The 19,273-nt window shown below is 63.9% G+C and carries 13 protein-coding genes; 11 read left to right on the top strand and 2 right to left on the bottom strand.

The genetic code is table 11. From position 1 onward, the window contains the following. Window positions 1-30: 30 nt before the first annotated feature. The 11 genes from LB524_RS10435 (at window position 31) to LB524_RS10385 (ending at window position 13,898) form a co-directional block, all read left to right on the top strand. Window positions 31-1,401, top strand: a complete 1,371-nt coding sequence (locus LB524_RS10435; protein ID WP_224525838.1) for an ATP-binding protein — start codon at window positions 31-33, stop codon at window positions 1,399-1,401. A 186-nt stretch (window positions 1,402-1,587) separates the two neighbouring features. After that, window positions 1,588-2,028, top strand: a complete 441-nt coding sequence (locus LB524_RS10430; RefSeq protein WP_224525836.1) for a hypothetical protein — start codon at window positions 1,588-1,590, stop codon at window positions 2,026-2,028. A gap of 121 nt (window positions 2,029-2,149) precedes the next feature. After that, entirely contained in the window at window positions 2,150-3,286 is a 1,137-nt protein-coding gene (gene ccmI / locus LB524_RS10425) for a c-type cytochrome biogenesis protein CcmI (RefSeq protein WP_140618550.1), read from the top strand. Between the two features lie 8 nt (window positions 3,287-3,294). Further along, window positions 3,295-3,738: a cytochrome c maturation protein CcmE gene (gene ccmE, locus LB524_RS10420; RefSeq protein WP_224525834.1), complete on the top strand. Its 444-nt coding sequence runs from the start codon at window positions 3,295-3,297 to the stop codon at window positions 3,736-3,738. A gap of 32 nt (window positions 3,739-3,770) precedes the next feature. Next, window positions 3,771-5,756, top strand: a complete 1,986-nt coding sequence (locus LB524_RS10415; protein WP_224525831.1) for a heme lyase CcmF/NrfE family subunit — start codon at window positions 3,771-3,773, stop codon at window positions 5,754-5,756. Continuing rightward, window positions 5,753-6,220 (top strand): cytochrome c-type biogenesis protein, encoded by a 468-nt coding sequence (locus tag LB524_RS10410; RefSeq protein WP_224525828.1) that lies wholly within the window; start codon window positions 5,753-5,755, stop codon window positions 6,218-6,220. The genes LB524_RS10415 and LB524_RS10410 overlap by 4 nt, the downstream gene beginning before the upstream one ends. Before the next feature lie 132 nt (window positions 6,221-6,352). Beyond that, a complete protein-coding gene (locus LB524_RS10405; RefSeq protein ID WP_140618544.1) occupies window positions 6,353-7,903 on the top strand; it encodes a Do family serine endopeptidase in 1,551 nt (516 codons plus the stop codon). Window positions 7,904-8,256: 353 nt separating this feature from the next. Continuing rightward, the gene (locus LB524_RS10400) at window positions 8,257-8,931 is read left to right on the top strand and encodes a response regulator transcription factor (RefSeq protein ID WP_224525825.1); all 675 of its coding nucleotides are present in this window, start codon (window positions 8,257-8,259) and stop codon (window positions 8,929-8,931) included. An 8-nt stretch (window positions 8,932-8,939) separates the two neighbouring features. Next, window positions 8,940-10,415 carry an ATP-binding protein gene (locus tag LB524_RS10395; RefSeq protein WP_224525823.1) on the top strand — a complete coding sequence of 492 codons (1,476 nt, stop codon included), beginning with the start codon at window positions 8,940-8,942 and terminating at the stop codon, window positions 10,413-10,415. After that, the gene (locus tag LB524_RS10390; protein WP_224525821.1) at window positions 10,415-13,375 is read left to right on the top strand and encodes a bifunctional [glutamine synthetase] adenylyltransferase/[glutamine synthetase]-adenylyl-L-tyrosine phosphorylase; all 2,961 of its coding nucleotides are present in this window, start codon (window positions 10,415-10,417) and stop codon (window positions 13,373-13,375) included. Before LB524_RS10395 ends, LB524_RS10390 begins: the two co-directional genes overlap by 1 nt. Window positions 13,376-13,424: 49 nt before the next feature. After that, complete coding sequence (locus LB524_RS10385) at window positions 13,425-13,898, top strand: hypothetical protein (RefSeq protein ID WP_140726696.1); 474 nt, start codon at window positions 13,425-13,427, stop codon at window positions 13,896-13,898. Between the two features lie 45 nt (window positions 13,899-13,943). Here the strand turns inward: LB524_RS10385 and LB524_RS10380 are convergent, their stop codons facing one another. Then, complete coding sequence (locus tag LB524_RS10380) at window positions 13,944-16,265, bottom strand: PAS domain-containing sensor histidine kinase (RefSeq protein ID WP_224525819.1); 2,322 nt, start codon at window positions 16,263-16,265, stop codon at window positions 13,944-13,946. A 196-nt stretch (window positions 16,266-16,461) separates the two neighbouring features. Continuing rightward, window positions 16,462-19,107, bottom strand: a complete 2,646-nt coding sequence (gene pepN / locus LB524_RS10375) for an aminopeptidase N (RefSeq protein ID WP_224525816.1) — start codon at window positions 19,105-19,107, stop codon at window positions 16,462-16,464. Window positions 19,108-19,273 lie beyond the last annotated feature (166 nt).

The raw sequence follows: 19,273 nt of genomic DNA, 5'->3' as shown, positions 1-19,273 counted from the left end.
ACCAACCCGACCGTGGGCAGACGGCTCTCGTTGCGCGCGTGGCCGCGCTCGCTGACGTTCCGCGTCATCGCCTTCTCCACCGTGTGGGCGATCCTGACCCTGGTCGTCATCTTCACCCTGATCACAACGCTCTATCGGCAGGCCAGCGAGCGGGGCTTCGACAGTCTATTGTCGGCGCATCTGTTCAACCTGATCGGCTCCATCGGCATCTCCGACAGCGGCGCGTTGACCGGCTCCCCCGATCTTGGCGATCTCCGTTTCTCGGAACCGAATTCGGGCTGGTACTGGTCCGTCGAGCCCGCCTCGGAAGGCGTTCACGGCGATCTTCACTCGTCGTCCATGACCCGGACCATCCCGTCGCCGGACGTGGCGGATGTTCCCTTCAACGCCAATTTCCAGCGCAGCTATGCCGCGCAAGGCATCAATGGCGAGGAGCTGGTCGTGTTCGAGAGCGAATTCGTTCTCGACGCGAAGAACCGCGCCGCGCGCTTCCGCGTCATGGGCAACAAGACCGAGTTGGAGCAGGAAATAGCAACGTTCCAGCGCCGCCTGCTGACCTATCTCAGCCTGTTCGGCATCGGCATGATCGCCATCAACGCCATTGCCATCCTGCTCGGGCTGCAGCCGTTGCGCAGGGTCCGGAACGCACTCGCCATGGTGCGCGAGGGCACCGCACAGAGGCTCGACGGCCGCTTCCCGGCCGAGATCGAACCGTTAGCCAACGAAACCAACGCGCTGATTGAAAACAACAAACGCATCGTCGAGCGTTCTCGGACCCAGGTCGGCAACCTCGCCCATTCCCTGAAGACACCGCTTGCCGTTCTGCTCAACGAGGGCCGGGCGCTTGGCGGCGCCAAGGGACAGTTGATCGCCGAGCAGGCCGCCTCCATGCAAAAGCAGATCGACCATTACCTGCAGCGTGCCCGCGTCGCGGCGCAGCGCGACAGCGTCGTCTATCGCACGCCGGTGGCACCGCTGGTGCAGCGCATGGTGCGCGTTTTGCAGAAGCTGAACCCGCGGACCAGCCTGTCCCTGTCGCTGCCGGCCACCGAGATCGTCTTTGCCGGCGAACGCGAGGACCTCGAGGAACTGCTTGGCAATCTTCTCGAAAATGCGGTGAAATGGGCAAGGAGTGCTGTCGCGATCTCGGTCGTGCCCTTGGCCGGCAAGGATGAGAGCCTGTTTGAGATCAGCATCGAGGACGACGGACCGGGGATTCCCGAGGATAGGGCCCGTGAAGCGCTGAAGCGAGGGCGGCGCCTCGATGAGACCAAGCCTGGGACGGGCCTGGGCCTTGCCATTGTCGCCGATCTCGTCAACGAGTATGGAGGCGTCCTGGCACTCGAGCGGTCCGGCATGGGCGGACTGAAGGCGACGGTGCGATTGCGGAGCCTGCAGTAATGCTACCCAGGCCAATCGGCAGCAATGGAAGGCGCATATTGTGGCGGCATATCGATTGACCCCGGAGCAGCCGCCAGTGGCCAAATTTCCGACAAATATCAACACTATGGCCACGCCTACTTCTCCGATGACGCGGCCCCCGGCGCATCCATGGCAGGCTCCAACTCAAGAAAACCGGTTGTTGGCATGAAGATTCGCGTCGCGCTTGTTTCCGCATTGCTGGCCGTGTCGGGCTGCACCACCTTGAGCGGCAAGGGCCCGACCGTGGCGGCGACACCGGCCTCGACGCCTCCGGCCGGCGGCAAGGTCGTTACCAAGTCGATCATCTCCGCCATGGGCGGCGGCCTCATTGGCGGGTCGATCGGCAACGGTCTGAGCGACACGGAGAAGCGCAGCGCGCTCGAGGCCGAATACAAGGCGCTCGAATACAACACCAGCGGCCAGAAGGTGACCTGGAAGGGCGATCAGGCCTCACGCTATGGCGAGGTCGTCCCTGCCCAGCCTTACCGCGTCGGTTCGCAGGATTGCCGCCAATACACGCAGACGGTGTTCACGGGCGGCGCCAGCGTCACGGCGCACGGAACAGCCTGCCGCAATGCCGACGGCAGTTGGATGCCATTGACCTAGCCAGCCGGGTCTCGTTGCGATCCGGCCGGTGGATTTCGATCGCGACATTCGGCGCGTGCCGTCAAAGCGTCGCAGGATGCCTGTGTTGGCAGGGCAGGGCTCTGCCGTTATTGGAAGAACCATGCTGTTCTGGGTCATAGCCGCAATTCTCACGCTGGGCGCCAGCCTGGCGGTGCTTTTGCCGTTGGCTGGTGCCTCCAAGGGCGCATCATCGAGCGGCGATCACGATCTGGAAGTCTATCGCGATCAACTGTCCGAACTCGACCGCGATGCCGGGCGCGGTTTGATCGGGCCCGCTGAAGCGGCCGAGGCGCGCGCCGAGATCGCCCGCCGCATCCTTCGCCTGGGCAACGCGGATATGGCGGCCAAGGCGTCCGGCAGGTCATCGGGCACCGTACGGCTTGTCGCGACCGTTGCGGTGCTGGCGGTTCCGTTGGTCAGTTGGGGGCTCTACAGTCAGATCGGCTCGCCTGACCTGCCGTCGCAGCCGCTCAGTGAGCGGTTGGCCAAGAACCCCGCCGACAGTTCGGTCGATGAGCTGGTGGCGCGCGCCGAGGCCCATCTTGCCGCCAATCCTTCCGACGGCAGGGGCTGGGACGTGCTGGCGCCGGTCTATCTGCGTATGCAGCGCTTTGCCGACGCCGCGGCGGCCTACCGCAACGCCATTCGCCTCGACGGCGACAGCGCTGTCCGTCAGGCCGGTCTCGGCGAGGCGATCGCCGGTGCGGCGGGCGGCATTGTTTCGGCCGATGCCCAGGATGCCTTCGAGGCGGCCTTGAAGCTTGACCCGGCCAATGCGAAAGCCGGTTTCTATCTGGCCATGGCACTGGCGCAGGAGGGCCGTGGCAAGGAAGCGGCCGCGGCCTGGCAGGCTATGCTTGGTACGCTGCCGCCGGATTCGCCGTGGCGCGGCGCTGTCGAACAGGCGCTGGCCAAATCCGGCGGCCCGGAAGTCGCCTCCGGCACGACCGCGAAAGGCCCCGATGCCGCCGATGTCGACGCGGCGTCCTCCATGTCGCAGCAGGACAGGGAAGCCATGATCAACACCATGGTCGCCGGCCTGGACGACAAACTTCGTCAAAATCCGCGCGACCCGGAAGGATGGATGCGGCTGGTTCGTTCCTATGTCGTGCTGGGCAAGGCCGATCAGGCGCGCGATGCGCTGGGCCGCGCCATCGCGGTCTTTGGCGCCGATAGTGACGAAGCCAAGAAATTCACCGCCTTTGCCGCCTCGCTCGGCTTGACGGCGACGGAGTAGAATTGGGTATGACGCGCAAGCAGAAACGATTGTCGGTGATCGCGGGCGGATTGGTTTTTCTGGGCGCCGCCACCGGGCTGACCTTCTATGCGCTTGGCCAGAAGGCGTCCTATTTCTACATGCCGGCCGATCTGACCACCGCCAGCGTTCAGCCGGGCCAGCGCATCAGGCTCGGCGGTTTGGTCGAAAAAGGCACCATCCAGCGCGGCCAGGGCGCAACAGTTGCCTTTTCGGTCACCGACACCCACAAATCGGTCAAGGTGACTTATACCGGCATCTTGCCCGATCTTTTCCGCGAAGAGCAGGGTGTCATCACCGAGGGTACCTTTGGCGCTGACGGCGTCTTTGTCGCCGACAGCGTTCTGGCCAAGCACGACGAGCGCTACATGCCCAAGGAAGTAGCCGACGGCCTGAAGGCCAAGGGCGTCTGGCAGGAGAGCAAGAGTGAGTAACTCTGGCGGAAGAGCAAGCGTGAGTCGCGCGAATGGTTGAAACCGGACATTTCGCCCTGGTTCTGGCGTTCGCGCTTTCACTGGTGCAGACGATCGTGCCGCTGTTTGGCGCGCGGCTGAACAACCAGCGCCTGATGGCGGTCGGCGGTCCGGTCGCGGTGACCGGTTTCGCGTTGACGGCGCTGTCCTTCGCGGCCCTTGCGAGCGCCTATGCAAGCTCTGATTTTTCCCTGGCGAACGTCTGGGAGAACTCGCATTCGCTGCAGCCGCTGATCTACAAGATCACCGGAACCTGGGGCAATCACGAAGGTTCGATGCTGCTCTGGGTGCTGATCCTGACCTTCTTCGGCGCGCTTGTGGCCGCTTTCGGCTCCAACTTGCCGGCGACGCTGCGCGCCAATGTGCTCGCCGTGCAGGGCGCTATTGGCGCTGCCTTCTTCCTGTTCATCCTGGTGACCTCCAATCCTTTCATCCGGCTCAATCCGGCGCCCATCGAAGGCCGCGATCTCAACCCGATCCTGCAGGATCTTGGCCTCGCCATTCACCCGCCGATGCTCTATCTCGGTTATGTCGGCTTCTCGATCTGCTTTTCCTTCTCGGTCGCCGCCCTCATCGAGGGTCGCATCGATGCCTCCTGGGCGCGCTGGGTGCGGCCATGGACGCTGGTCGCCTGGATGTTCCTGACCGGCGGCATCGCCATGGGATCGTACTGGGCCTATTACGAACTCGGCTGGGGCGGTTTCTGGTTCTGGGATCCGGTCGAGAACGCTTCCTTCATGCCGTGGCTGGCGGGCACCGCGCTGCTGCATTCGGCCATCGTCATGGAAAAGCGCTCGGCGTTGAAGATCTGGACGCTGCTGCTCGCCATCCTCACCTTCTCGCTGTCGCTGCTCGGCACCTTCCTGGTGCGTTCGGGCGTCCTGACTTCCGTCCACGCCTTTGCCACCGATCCGACGCGTGGCGTCTTTATCCTGTGCATCCTGACGCTGTTCATCGGCGGCTCGCTGGCGCTGTTTGCGCTGCGCGCCTCGAAGCTGACGGCAGGCGGCCTCTTCCATCCGGTTTCGCGTGAAGGCGCGCTCGTCCTCAACAATCTATTCCTGACCACGGCGACCGCCACGGTGCTCGTCGGCACGCTCTATCCGCTGGCGGTCGAGGCTTTTTCGGCCGACAAGATTTCGGTCGGAGCGCCGTTCTTCAACCTCACCTTCGCGCCGCTGATGGTGCCGCTGCTCGTGATGGTTCCCTTTGGGCCGCTGCTGGCCTGGAAGCGCGGCGATGTCTTCGGCGTTGCGCAGCGGCTGATGGCCGCGTTCGCGGCCGCACTTCTTGCGACGCTGGTTACGGTCCTGTTCATCGACGGCGCTTCGGTGCTTGCCGCGCTTGGCGTCGGCCTCGGCGTCTGGCTGATCCTTGGCGCGCTGACCGACCTCGCCACCAAGGCGGGGGTCGGCAATGTCGCCGCGCCGACAATGGTCAGGCGTCTGGTTGGTTTGCCACGCTCGGTCTTCGGGACTGCTTTCGCGCATCTTGGCCTCGGCCTGACCGTGCTCGGCATTGTTGGCACGCTCTGCTTCGGGACGGAGAAGATCCTGTCCATGCATGCCGGTGAAACCGTCGAAATCTCCGGCCGCACGGTGCGGTTCGTCGGGCTCTATCCTGCGCAGGGACCGAACTACAGCGAGGATCGCGGGCGTTTCGAGCTGATCGGCGTCAGCGGCAGCCCTGTCGGCGAAGTCAGCTCCGCCAAGCGTTTCTATCCGGTGCGGCAGATGACGACGACGGAGTCTGGCATCAAGACCCTTGGCCTTTCCCAGCTCTACATTTCGCTCGGCGACGAGGGCAAGGATGGCTCGGTCGTGGTGCGTCTGTGGTGGAAGCCGCTGGTGACGCTGATCTGGGGCGGCGGCCTGGTGATGATGGCGGGTGCGGCGATGTCGCTGATGGACAGGCGCCTGCGGGTCGGCGCGCCTTCGCGCCGTCGCAAGCAGGCGGTGGCGCCGGCGGGCCTGCCATGAGGGCAAGGCTTTCGTTGACGTCGATGGTCTTGTTGCTGGCGTTGTTCTTCGCCGGAACGGCAATGGCGGTGAAGCCCGACGAGATGCTGGCCGACCCGGCACTCGAGGCGCGGGCGCGGGCGCTGTCGGAAGGCCTGCGCTGCATGGTCTGCCAGAACCAGTCGATCGACGAATCCGATGCGGACCTTGCCAGGGACCTGCGTATCCTGGTGCGACAACGCCTTGTCGCGGGCGATACCGACCGGCAGGTGATGGATTATGTGGTTTCGCGTTACGGCGAGTTCGTGCTGCTGAAGCCACGCTTCGATCTGCGCAACGCGCTGCTGTGGGGCACGCCGGTTCTCCTGCTTCTGGCCGGCGGCGTGTTTATAGTGCTCAGTGCGCGGTCGCGCCGGCTTCCGGCAACTGCAGCGCTTTCGGTCGAAGAGCAGGCCGCACTGGACGCGATCCTCCGCCGCGACTGACGGCTGCCGTCGCTCGCCAACATTACCAAAGTTTCATGTGCCGGAAATGGCGTCGTAATGTGCGCTTCCCTAATTCTCGTTCCTTGAGGATGCCGATCAAGGCGCGTCCGCTTGAAAGAGGATAAGAGATCCATGAATATTGCCCCCGATTCATATTTTCGCACCCGCAAGCGTCTTCTGGCTGCTGCCGCGTCTATCGCGGTCGCCGGTGCGATCGGCGTTGGCGCGCTGACCAGCGGAACCAGCCCCGTTCTCGCTGACGCCGTGCGCGTCGAGGCCCCGCAGGTTCCGAGCTTCGCCGATGTCGTGGAGCGTGTGTCGCCAGCCGTGGTCAGCGTCAAGGTCAAGGCCAAGATCCAGCCGACCGCCGATGATGGCTCCGACGATCAGGACGGCCTCGACAATCTTCCCAACAATCCGCAGCTGCGTCGTTTCTTTAAGGAATTCCGCGGCTTTGGCGACCAGGGCGGCCAGAACGACGAAGGTCATCGTCGCTTCGGTCATCGCGACCGCAACAATGGCGAGCCGCGCCCGGTAGCGCAGGGCTCCGGCTTCTTCATCTCCGAAGACGGTTACCTCGTCACCAACAACCATGTCGTCGAAGAGGGCACCGCCTTCACCGTTGTGACCAATGACGGCAAGGAACTCGATGCCAAGCTGGTCGGCACCGATCCGCGCACCGATCTCGCCGTGCTCAAGGTCGATGGTGGCGGCAAGTTCACCTATGTCGACTTCGCCGACGATTCCAAGGTTCGCGTCGGTGACTGGGTCGTGGCTGTCGGCAATCCGTTCGGTCTCGGCGGCACCGTGACCGCGGGCATCGTCTCGGCGCGCGGCCGCGATATCGGCGCCGGCCCCTATGACGATTTCCTCCAGATCGACGCCTCAGTCAACCGCGGCAATTCAGGCGGCCCGACCTTCAACCTCAACGGCCAGGTGGTCGGCATCAACACCGCCATCTTCTCGCCTTCCGGCGGCAGCGTCGGCATCGCCTTCGACATTCCGGCCTCGACCGCCAAGCAGGTCGTCGGGGACCTGATGAAGAGCGGTGCGGTGCAGCGTGGCTGGCTCGGCGTCGAAATCCAGCCGGTCACCTCCGACATCGCCGAATCGCTCGGCCTGAAGTCCAACAACGGCGCGTTGGTTTCGAGCGCCCAGGACGACGGCCCCGGCAAGAAGGCCGGCATATCAGCCGGCGACGTGATCACCCAGGTCGACGGCAAGGACGTTGCGTCGCCGAAGGAGCTCGCCCGCCTGATCGGCGCCTATTCGCCCGGCAAGTCTGTTGATGTCACGGTCTGGCGCGACGGCAAGAGCCAGACGGTCAAGGTCGATCTCGGCAAACTGCCGGCGAGCGACAAGCAGGCCTCGAACGACCAGCAACAGCAGCCTGCCGCTCCGGCAAAGCCTGACACGCTGGCCGATCTCGGTCTCACCGTCACCAAGTCTGAAAACGGCAAGGGTCTGGTGGTGACAGACGTCGACCCCGACAGCGCCGCCGCCGATCGCGGCATCCAGCCGGGCGACGTCATCACCGCGGTCAACTCGGCGGAGGTCAATGGCACCGAAGACGTCACCAAGGCCATGGCCGATGCGGTCAAATCCGGACGCAAGGCGGTGCTGATGCAGATCACCCGTGACGACAACAACCGCTTCGTCGCGGTGCCGGTGGCCAAGGGCTGAGACGACTTTTCCAATGCGGCGGTTTCAACACCCCCGAGTCGCCGCATGGGGAAAGTAAGAAGGAGAGCCCGTTAGTCAGTCATCGCGCTCTCCTTCAGCGGCAGCGGGCTTCCCATCGCCCGCTGCCGCGCCCGTATGTGGCTGCCCACTCAGGCCCTCGTGCCCGATGCCGGTTGGTCCCGGGTTGCAGGTAACGACATGACTGGGAACTGGCATGTTCGGCCTAACGACGCCACGGAACAAAGATTTATCGCGTACGCTCTCGATCGTCTTGATCGCGATGCGCTTTGGCAAAGGCTAAAATGCAGATGCCGGCTACTCAACCTTCAAGCGAAATCGCGTATAACGGCCCTATGAAGATTCTCGTCATAGAAGACGATCGCGAGGCTGCGGATTATCTGCAGAAAGCCTTCACCGAAGCCGGTCATACCGCGCATGTTGCGGGTGACGGCGAGACCGGCTTCGCGCTTGCCGATGCGGGTGACTACGATGTGATGGTCATCGATCGGATGATGCCGCGCCGCGACGGCCTGTCGGTTATTGCCGCCCTCCGCTCCAGGGGCAACACGACGCCGGTGCTCATTCTTTCGGCGCTGGGCGAAGTCGATGACCGGGTCACCGGCCTGCGCGCCGGCGGTGACGATTACCTGACCAAGCCCTATGCCTTTTCCGAACTTCTGGCTCGTGTCGAGGTGCTCAACCGACGCGCCAGCGCCAAGGATGCCGAGACCGTCTACCGGGTTGGCGATCTTGAACTCGACAGGCTATCGCATTCTGTCCGCCGGGCGGGCCGTGAGATCACGCTCCAGCCACGCGAATTCCGCCTGCTCGAATATCTCATGCGCCATGCCGGCCAGGTTGTGACGCGCACGATGCTGCTCGAAAATGTCTGGGACTATCATTTCGATCCGCAGACCAATGTCATCGACGTTCACGTCTCCCGGCTGCGCGGCAAGATCGAAAAGGGCTTCGACAAGCCGATCCTGCATACCATTCGCGGCGCCGGCTACATGCTGAAGGGCGGCTAGGCGGCGGCATGGCGCTTTCCGTGCCCGCCATCATGAAGACGACGGCCGCGCGGCTTTCGGCGCTCTATCTCTTGCTCTTCGCGCTCTGCGCGGTGCTGCTCGTCCTCTATATGACTTCGCTCTCGGCGCGCATGCTGACCGGGCAGACGCAGGAGACCATCAACGACGAGGTGCTCGGCCTTGCCCGCGCCTATCAGCGCGGTGGCCTTCCCGTATTGGTCCGCGTGGTCGAGGCCCGCTCGCGGCAGCCCGGCGCCAATCTCTATCTGATCGCCGATGCCAACGGCCAGATCCTGACCGGTAACGTGCAGAGCCTCGAGCCGGGCGTTCTCGAAAACGAAGGCTGGACCACCAGCCCTTTTTCCTATCAGCGCTTTGGCGAGGGAGAACTCGATCGTCTACGCAACTTGCCTACCGAAAAGGGGACCGCACAACCCGACCAGAGCGACACGCAAGCGCAGGGCGAGAAGGGCCACAACGCCATTGCCCTGGTGCTGCGGCTGCCGAACCAGATGATCATGCTGGTCGGCCGCGATCTCGGGGAACCGGAGCGGTTCCGTGCCGTCATCCGCCGTTCGCTGATGCTGGCGCTCGGCATGATGGCCCTGGGTGGCATCCTGATCTGGTTCTTTGTCGGCCGCGCGGCGCTGAAGCGTATCGATGGCGTATCGGAGGCAAGCCGGCGCATCATGGGCGGGGATCTCTCCGGCCGGCTGCCGGTAACCGGCGCCGGCGACGAGTTCGATCGGCTTTCGGAAAACCTTAACGCCATGCTGGCCAGGATCGCCACGCTCAACGAAGGCCTCAAGCAGGTTTCCGACAACATCGCGCATGACCTCAAGACGCCGCTGACCCGGCTGCGCAACCGGGCCGAAGCGACGCTTTCCGGCAAGCAGAAGACATCGGACTATCGACAGGCGCTGGAAGGCACCATCGCCGAGTCCGACCAGTTGATAAAGACCTTCAACGCCATCCTGATGATCTCCCGCCTGGAGGCGGGCTATTCTTCCGAGCACACCAGCCGCGTCGATCTGGCGGTGGCCGTCCGTGATGTCGTCGAACTCTATGAGCCGGTGGCCGAGGAGGCTGGCGTTTCGCTGGACGCCGAGGTGAATGGTGCTTTTGTCGTCGACGGCAACCGCGAGCTGATCGGCCAGGCGCTCTCCAACATCGTCGACAATGCGATCAAGTACTCGACCGATTCGACGTCCAAGCCGGCGGTCCGTGTAAAGCTCGAACGCACGCATGGCGAGATCAGGCTTTCCGTCACGGACAATGGCCAGGGCATTCCCGACGACGCCGATCGCGCCCGGGCGACGGAGCGCTTCGTGCGGCTGGAGAAGAGCCGTTCGCAGCCTGGTTCCGGCCTTGGCCTCAGTCTCGCCAAGGCGGTCATGACATTCCATTACGGCCGGCTTGACCTGCTGCCTGGCAATCCAGGACTATCCGTGGTCATGAGTTTCCCGGCACGCGAGGATCACTGATGGCGGCCGTTGCCAAGCGGAGCAAGACAGACTGGCTGCTCAGCCTGGAAACCCCGCTTGTCCCGCTCGACGCAGCCCGGGCACGACAGGAGCTGGCCGAAATCGCGGACGCAGCGCGCGAAGAGGGGCTGACACGGGTGGCCAAATTCCTGGCCGGCAAAGGCAAGGCGCAGGATCTCCTCGCCGCTGTCTTCGACCTTTCGCCATTCCTGCGCGACACGGCGCGCCGCCGGCCGCAAATCCTGGACGGGCTGTTCGACCTGCCGATAGAGGCCCGTCTGAAGGCGATCACCGCCGCGATCGACCAGGCGCCGCTGGCCGAAACGGTCTCGGAATCCGGCCTGATGATGGCGCTGCGCCGGCATAAGGCAGAGGCGCATTTCCTGATCGCGCTCGCCGATCTTTCGGGCGAAGCCGAAACCTCGCTGACCGTAAGGCGGTTGAGCGATCTCGCCGACGCCTGCACCCGCGCGGCAGTCGATTTCCTGCTGCGTGACGCGCATGGTCAGGGCAAGCTCAAGCTGCCCGACCTCGACAACCCCTCGCATCGATCGGGCTGGATCCTGCTCGGCATGGGCAAGCTCGGCGCGCATGAGCTGAATTTCTCCTCCGACATCGACCTCGTCGTGTTCTTCGATCCGGAGGCACCCGCCGTGGTCGATCCTCTCGACGCCACCGACCTGTTCTCACGCCTGACGCGCCGGCTGGTTCGCATCCTGCAGGACCGCACCGAGCACGGCTATGTCTTCCGCACCGATCTGAGGTTGCGTCCCGATCCCGGCTCCACCCCGCTGGCTATCCCGGTTGAAGCCGCGCTTCGCTACTACGAAGCGCGTGGCCAGAACTGGGAGCGTGCCGCGATGATCAAGGCCCGCCCGGTGGCCGGCGATCTCGCCGCGGGCGATGCCCTCCTCAAGGAACTCCAGCCCTATATCTGGCGCAAATACATGGATTACGCGGCGATTGCCGACGTCCATTCGATCAAGCGCCAGATTCATGCCCATAAGGGCCATGGCGAGATCGCGGTGAAGGGGCACAACGTCAAGCTCGGGCGCGGCGGCATCCGCGAGATCGAGTTCTTCGTCCAGACCCAGCAGCTCATCGCCGGCGGCCGCTTTCCGGAGCTGCGCGGCCGCGAAACCGTGCCGATGCTCGGTCAGCTCGCCGCCCGAGGCTGGATCACATCGGACGCAAGAGACGCACTCGCCCTCCAGTACTGGTTCCTGCGCCGGGTCGAACACGCCATCCAGATGGTGGCCGACGAGCAGATGCACACGCTGCCGGAAGACGATGAAGGGCTGGAGCGCATCGCCCGCATGCTGGGCTTCGCCGCCGCCGCCGCGTTCGCCGGGGCCTTCCGTGCCTCGCTGCAGCAGGTCGAGCGCCACTATGCGGCGCTGTTCGAAACCGCGCCCGAGCTTTCGGCCGGCATCGGCAACCTGGTCTTCACCGGTGACGTCGACGACCCGGACACGCTGCAGACCCTGCACGGCCTCGGCTTTCAGCGGCCGAGCGATATCTGCCGTGTCATCCGCGGCTGGCATTTCGGCCGCTATCGCGTCACCCAGTCGGCGGAGGCGCGCGAGCGGCTGACGGAACTGACGCCGGCACTGCTCAAGGCCTTTGGCCAGACGCGCCGGGCCGACGAGGCGCTGGTCCGTTTCGACGAGTTCCTCGCCGGCCTGCCGGCGGGCATCCAGTTGTTTTCGCTGCTGCAGTCGAATCCCGCACTGCTCAAGCTGATGGCGACGATCATGGGCGCGGCACCAAGGCTGGCGGCCATCATCACTCGCCGGCCGCATGTGTTCGACGGCTTGCTCGACCCGGCATTGCTGACCGAGCTGCCAGACCGCGCCTATCTCTCGGGGCGGCTTTCCGCCTTCCTCGAGGGCGACAGGGCCTATGAGGACGTGCTCGACCGCTTACGCATATTTGCTTCCGAACAAAAATTCCTCATCGGTGTGCGGCTGCTCGCGGGCTCGATCGACCCGGCCCGCGCCGGCCGCGCTTTCTCCGATCTTGCGGACCTGACCATTGCGGCGGCGTTGCAAGCGGTGATCGCCGAATTCGCGGTGCGCCACGGCACGATCGCCGGTGGCGTGGTTTCGCTGCTCGGCATGGGCAAGCTCGGCAGCCGCGAATTGACGGCCGGATCGGATGTCGATCTCATCCTGCTTTACGATCACGACGCGGACGCCGAGGACTCCGATGGTGAAAAGCCGCTGGCGCCGTCGCATTACTACACCCGCATGACGCAGCGGCTGATATCCGCGGTATCGGCGCCGACGGCGGAAGGTGTGCTTTATGAGCTCGACCTGCGTTTGCGGCCGTCCGGCAACAAGGGACCGGTCGCCACCCATATCGATGCCTTCAAGAAATACCAGCGCCAGGAAGCCTGGACCTGGGAACACATGGCGCTGTCGCGGGCGCGGCCGATTGCCGGCGACGCCGGCCTCTGCGCCGAGGTTGAAGCGGAGGTCGCCGCGCTGCTCGGTCAGCCACGCGACGCGGCGAAGGTGAAAACCGAAGCTTCCGACATGCGCACCATGATCGAGCAGGAAAAACCGCCCCGCGACCTGTGGGACATTAAGCTCATACCGGGCGGTCTGATCGATCTCGAATTCATCGCCCAGGTGGCTGTCATCACTGGGCAGGTCGAGGCCGGGCCACGCGCCACCGGTACGGCCGAGATCCTGTCTCGTCTGACGCCCCGTTTCGCCAATGCCGTAATCCGGCAGGACCTTGGCGAGGCTTACGCCCTTTATCTGGCACTGACCCAGATGACGCGGCTGTGCCTCACCGGACCATTCGAACGTGACGACGTTCCGCCGGGGCTTTCGGATCTGCTTCTGGCGGTCACCGACCTGCCGGATTTCGGTGTGCTGGAAGCACATCTCAAGGAGACGTCGCAAAAGGTCAGGAAGGATTTCGACCTTCTGCTTCGTGCCGGAGGGTCGTGACCAACGACCGTTCGGCCGCATCGGGGTGAGGATGCAACAGGAGAAAACCATGAGAAAGACAACCAAGCTCGCACTTGCATACATCGCCCTGGCCGGAGCCGTCGGCGGCGCGGCCTATGCCGAGAACCTCGACAGCGCCAACGTGCGTGAGCGCACCATGATGCGGCTCGACAAGGCGATGAAGGACAATGACGGCAAAATCACCTTCGACCAGTTCTCCGATGTCATGGACGCGCGGCTCAAGAAGCTTGTCGCTGACAATGGCGGCAAGCTGACTGTCGCTCAACTCGCCGACGCGCTGGAGAAGGCGCGCTTCGAACGCATGGCCAGGCGCATCATCGCCCGTTACGACAGCAAGGGCGACGGCACGCTGACATCGGATGACATCATCGGCCGCGAAAAGAAGCTTTTTGCGATGCTCGACAAGAACAATGACGGCAAGATCGAGAAGGGCGAACTGCCGAAGGACGGGCGCGATGACCGTCAATGGGATGGCGAAGGCAACGAAGGCGGCGTGCAGTAAGATTGGTTGATGCGGGCTCCGACATCGCCAACCGGAGCCTGCCGCTCAGGCCGCGGCCTTGACCGCTGTTGGCGCCTTCTTCACGGGAATGCGCACCGATACGATCGTGCCGACACTTTCGGTCGAGCGGATCTTCAGTGCACCGCCTTGCAACTCGGCAAGCGAGCGCGAAATGGCAAGGCCAAGGCCGGAGCCGGCATGGTTCTTGGAAAACTGGTTCTGCACCTGCTCGAAGGGGCGCCCCAGCTTGCCGAGGGCTTCCTTCGGGATACCGCAGCCATTGTCCTCGATCGTCAGCACCAGCGCGCCTGACGTGTTGCGGGCCCTGACCGATATGTGGCCGCCCTGGCCGGTGAATTTCACCGCGTTGGACAGAAGATTGATGACGATCTGCTTGATCGCCCGGCGATCGGCAAACAAAGTCAAGGCGTCGGCAATGCGCGTTTCCACGGTGATCGCCTTCTGCGCCGCCTGCAGAGAGACGACACGCACCGTCTCGCTGATCAGCGGACCGAGGTCGATCTGTTCCTGGTCCAACGAGAACTGGCCGGCTTCGATCTTGGACATGTCGAGAATGTCGTTGATGACGCCGAGCAGGTATTTGCCGCTGCTGTTGATGTCGGTGGCGTACTCCTCGTAGCGCTCCGAGCCCAACGGACCGAACAGCCTCTGTTCCATCAGTTCGGAGAAGCCGATGATGGCGTTGAGCGGTGTGCGCAGTTCATGCGACATGTTGGCCAGGAATTCGGATTTGGCCCGGTTCGCCGCTTCGGCGCGCTCGGTTTCCTTCATGTATTTGCGGTTGAGGTCGACCAGTTCGCGCGCCCGTTCCTCTTCGGCACGGCGGGCGAGGCTGAGATCATGGATCGTCGCCATCAGCCGGCGTTCGCTGTCGACGAGTTTCTCCTGGTGCAGCTTGATCTGGGTGATATCGGACCCGACCGAGACGATGCCACCGTCCCTGGTCCTGAGCTCGTTGACCTGCAGCCAGCGGCCGTCGGACAGCTGCCGCTCGAACGTGGCGCCGCCCTGCGGACCGTTGGTGTTGGCGAGCCGGCGCTCCGAAGCAAAGGCCAGCATACGTTCTTCCAGGGAAGCGCGCGTCACACCCGGCATCACGTCGCGGTCCGAGAGCCCGTTGTCCTGCTGATATTTGGAATTGCACATGATCAAGTTCTGAGCCGAATCCCACAGCACAAAGGATTCATTGATGTTCTCGATCGCGGTCCTGAGGCGAAGATCGGCCGCTTCGGAGCGCAGCGCCAGATGGCGCTGCTCGGTGACGTCGACGGCGATGCCGATGAGCTGGATCTCCGGCGCTTCCGGGTCCATGACCTGGGCGCGGGCGCGCATCCACACCCACTGGCCATCGGCATGCCGCATCCGGAACACCTGGTCGATGTGGTCGATCTCGCGCGCGACGATCCTGTTGGCGAGTTCGAACAGGTCGCCATCCTCGGGATGGATGATCTCGTCGACCTCGCCGAAGGACAGCATCGTCTCGCAGGGCTCATAGCCGAGCATGTCGTACATCGAGCGTGACCAGTACATCTTGCCGCGCACCATGTCCCAGTCCCACAGGCCGCAGCGGCCGCGGACCAGCGCCATGTCGATACGCTGATGCGCTTCGACATAGATGCGGTCGGCTGCCTGCGCGCGCGCCGCCTGTCCGAAATAGGCATAGAGGATGATGATCAGCACGCCGGCCGTCAGCACAAACAGGGTGACGTTGAGCGAGACGGTCTTGCGCCACGTGTCGAAGACCGCCTCTTGGGGGACGAGCGCCGCCGCGGCTCCCTTCCTGTCCTTGCTCAGGCTGACCGCCGCGTACCAGTCCTGCCCGCCGATGTTGACCTCCATGACGCCGGCCCGGTCGCCGAACATGAACAGAGGTTGGCCGCCCTGGACGAGGCCGTCGAGCGAATGGCCTTGCCAGGGCACCGAACGCGGCGTCACCGCGGTGATCCTGAAGGCGCTGTCGGTGATGACCAGCACATGGCTGCGGCCCATGGCGCCCTGGCGGCTGGTGGTCTCCAGCAGGTCCTGGGTGGCGCCCGGCAGCGTGTCCGATGTGGTGGCGAGCGAACTGGCGAGCTGCGCGGCGGCCAGCGTCAGGATAGCCTTGGCATCGCGCTCCACGTCGTCGCGCTCGTTCATCAGCGAGATTACACGCAGTGCCGCGATGACGAGCAGGAAGATGACGATGAGGGCCGGTATCGACCGGCGCAGCAGCGGTTCGGCCGCCAGAAGCCGCTTGTAGGCCGGTTCGGCAATGAGCCGCGTATTCCCGGCAAGGCCGTCGCCGCGCGTCTCGCGACGCGCAAAAACCATCCCACCGGGCGCGCCCCACGCGTCCGCCTTTGCCATAAATGGCACTCCCCGATTTCAGTATGCCGCATTTCTATGTGCTGGTGATCCGGCAACACCGCACTTCCGAATCGCCATTAAAGAATCAAAGGTGATTCGCCTTGTCCAGTGGTCGGGCGAAAAAAGATTAAAAATCGACTAAAATAATGGGCTTTTAGAACCCTGCCTTCTCCCGCAGGGAAGAAGGCGGGAGCGCCTAAGCCAACGTGCGCTCGACGATGTCGCGCAGATCCGCCGACAGGTTTTCGGCATTGGCGATCGAAACCAGCACTTCCCGGGCCTGGGCTTGCCTGCCCGGTTCGAGCGAGCGCCATGACCTGAGCGCCGTCGCCAGTCTTGCCGCCACTTGCGGATTGCGCTTTTCAACCTCGAGCACCGTCTGGGCAAAGAAGCGGTATCCTTCGCCGTCGGCGCGGTGAAAGCCGGTCTGGTTGGCGCTGGAGAATGTGCCGATCAACGAGCGCACCCGGTTCGGATTGCCCATCGAGAAGCCGGCATGAGCGGTCAGGGCGCGAACCGTCTCCACCGCCTGCGGCCCAGGCACGCTGGCCTGGATCTGGAACCATTTGTCCATCACCAGCGGGTCCGACGCATATGTCTGTTCGAAAGCCGCCAGCGCCTTGCTTGCCTCCGGCGATCCGTGGTGGCGATGCGCAAGCACGGCCAATGCGGCCGCCCGGTCGGTCATGTTGCTCGCGGACTGGAAATGCCCGGCCGCCAACGCCGCTCCACCTGGCAGCAGCGAGAGATAATCCAGCAGAATGTTGCGCAAGGCGCGCCGTCCGGCACTCGCCGCGTCGGGGCTGAAAGCGCTCTTGTCGGCAAGGCTGTCGTAGAGGCCGGAAAATGCCTCGCCATTGGCCATGCCGATCGCCAGCGCAAGCGCCTGTCGGGCCGCATGGATGGCGTCGGGATCGATGTTCTTGCCGATGTCGCGGGCGATGTCGGCGTCTCCAGGCAGCGCCAGGGCCAGGGCCCGATAGGCTGGCTCCAGCGTCTCGTCGCTGGCGATGCTGCCGGCAAGCTCGGTCAGCCGTGGGGCGAAGTCCGGCTGTTTGCCGCCAAGGATCTGGCGGAAGGCAGCGATCAGAGCATCGGTCAACAGCGTGTTGAAGGCCTGCCAGCGCGAGAAGGCGTCGCTGTCATGGCGGGCGAGGAAGTACTGGTCGGCCGCCTTCTGCTCGGCCGACAGCGTCACCGGCGCCGAAAAGTCACGGTTGAGCGACACCGCCGGGCGCTCGGCCACGCCCGAGAAACGCACCACATGGCGACGCTTGCGGACATGGATGACGCCGTCCTCGACGCTCGCGCCCTCGACGCCGCTATACGCGACAGGTTTGCCGCCGGCGCCGATCAGGCCGAAGGCGAGCGGGATATGCATCAGCCGCTTGCGGCTTTCGGAGGGGGTCGGCGGCACCGACTGCTCGATCTCAAGCGTGAATTCCTGTGCGGCCGGATTGTGCGTCGAACTTACCGTCAGGTTGGGTGTGCCCGCCTGATGATACCATAGCGCGAATTGCGACAGGTCGCGACCGGACGCGTCCTCGAACACCTTTATGAAATCCTCGATGGTCGCGGCCTCGCCGTCGTGGCGTTCGAAATAAAGGTCCATGCCGGCGCGAAAGACCTCGGCCCCGAGAATGGTGCGGATCATGCGCACCACTTCGGAGCCTTTCTCGTAGACCGTCGCCGTATAGAAATTGTTGATCTCGCGGTAGCGGCGCGGCCGCACGGGATGCGCCAGCGGGCCCTGGTCCTCGGGAAACTGGTGGGCCCGCAGCGTGCGCACCTCTGCTATGCGCTTGACCGCGCGCGAGCGCTGGTCGGCGGAGAATTCATGATCGCGGAAGACCGTCAGCCCTTCCTTCAGGCAAAGCTGGAACCAGTCGCGGCAAGTGATTCTGTTGCCTGTCCAATTGTGGAAATATTCATGCGCGATGATCGCCTCGATATTGGCGAAATCGGCGTCCGTCGCCGTCTCCTGGTCGGCCAGCACGTATTTGTCGTTGAAGATGTTGAGACCCTTGTTCTCCATCGCGCCCATGTTGAAGTCCGACACGGCGACGATGTTGAAGACGTCGAGGTCGTACTCGCGGCCAAACGCCTCCTCGTCCCATTGCATCGACCGCTTCAGCGCGTCCATGGCGTAGCCGGCGAGCGCCTCCTTGCCGGGCTCGACATAGATGCCGAGCTCGACCTTGCGGCCGGACATGGTGACGAAATTGTCGGCGACCTGGCCGAGATTGCCGGCCACCAGCGCGAACAAATAGGATGGTTTGGGGAAGGGGTCGTGCCATGTGGCGTAGTGCCAGCCTTCGGCGAGATCGCCGCTCTCGACCGGATTGCCGTTCGACAGGAGCAGCGGCGCTTCGTCGCGTCGCGCATCGATGCGCACCGTGTAGACCGACAGGATATCGGGGCGGTCGAGGAAATAGGTGATGCGGCGAAAACCCTCCGCCTCGCATTGCGTGCAGTACACGTTGTTCGAGCGGTAAAGGCCCATCAAGGCCTCGTTGCCGGCTGGGGCCAGTTCGGTTTCGATCAGCAGTTGGAAACGAGGAGCCGCCGGCGGTTTGAGCAGGGTCAGTTGGTCGGGGCTCGTCAGCAGATCCGCCGGTCTCACCAGCTTGCCGTCGACCTCGACGCGTTTGAGCGTCAACCCATCGCCGTCGAGCACCAGCGGAGCCGACGTGGATATGTCCTCGCGGCGTTCGACGGTCAGTATCGCGGTGACGACCGTTGCCTGCGGCGAAAGACGGAATTCAAGGCTGGTTTCCGGAATGAGGTAGTCGCTGGGGCGATAGTCCTCGAGTTTGAAGACCTGGCCTGTATCGGTGCGCATTCCCTGGCTTTTCCTGTCTTTTCCGGGGACCGGACATGATCTGACCGGTCCAAAAATTCGAAGTCCGCGCTCTTTACACGAAACACTCCCTCGACAAAACTGCGGCAGGGCCTAATTCAGGTCATCCTTTCCTTGTCGCGAGGCAGTCATGACGGCCGTCACACCG

Source organism: Mesorhizobium sp. ESP6-5 (assembly GCF_020164695.1).
GTDB lineage: Bacteria > Pseudomonadota > Alphaproteobacteria > Rhizobiales > Rhizobiaceae > Mesorhizobium > Mesorhizobium australicum.
Note: the sequence above shows the minus strand (reverse complement) of the source record. Positions and strands in the feature narration are given on the sequence as shown.

What these genes read in the sequence shown, in the direction of transcription:
- ccmE (WP_224525834.1), top strand. Translation starts at nt 3,295, where the DNA reads ATGACGCGCAAGCAGAAACGATTGTCGGTGATCGCGGGCGGATTGGTT.
- LB524_RS10400 (WP_224525825.1), top strand. Translation starts at nt 8,257, where the DNA reads ATGAAGATTCTCGTCATAGAAGACGATCGCGAGGCTGCGGATTATCTG.
- LB524_RS10410 (WP_224525828.1), top strand. Translation starts at nt 5,753, where the DNA reads ATGAGGGCAAGGCTTTCGTTGACGTCGATGGTCTTGTTGCTGGCGTTG.
- LB524_RS10405 (WP_140618544.1), top strand. Translation starts at nt 6,353, where the DNA reads ATGAATATTGCCCCCGATTCATATTTTCGCACCCGCAAGCGTCTTCTG.
- LB524_RS10380 (WP_224525819.1), bottom strand. Translation starts at nt 16,265, where the DNA reads ATGGCAAAGGCGGACGCGTGGGGCGCGCCCGGTGGGATGGTTTTTGCG.
- ccmI (WP_140618550.1), top strand. Translation starts at nt 2,150, where the DNA reads ATGCTGTTCTGGGTCATAGCCGCAATTCTCACGCTGGGCGCCAGCCTG.
- LB524_RS10395 (WP_224525823.1), top strand. Translation starts at nt 8,940, where the DNA reads ATGGCGCTTTCCGTGCCCGCCATCATGAAGACGACGGCCGCGCGGCTT.
- LB524_RS10385 (WP_140726696.1), top strand. Translation starts at nt 13,425, where the DNA reads ATGAGAAAGACAACCAAGCTCGCACTTGCATACATCGCCCTGGCCGGA.
- LB524_RS10415 (WP_224525831.1), top strand. Translation starts at nt 3,771, where the DNA reads ATGGTTGAAACCGGACATTTCGCCCTGGTTCTGGCGTTCGCGCTTTCA.
- LB524_RS10430 (WP_224525836.1), top strand. Translation starts at nt 1,588, where the DNA reads ATGAAGATTCGCGTCGCGCTTGTTTCCGCATTGCTGGCCGTGTCGGGC.
- LB524_RS10390 (WP_224525821.1), top strand. Translation starts at nt 10,415, where the DNA reads ATGGCGGCCGTTGCCAAGCGGAGCAAGACAGACTGGCTGCTCAGCCTG.
- pepN (WP_224525816.1), bottom strand. Translation starts at nt 19,107, where the DNA reads ATGCGCACCGATACAGGCCAGGTCTTCAAACTCGAGGACTATCGCCCC.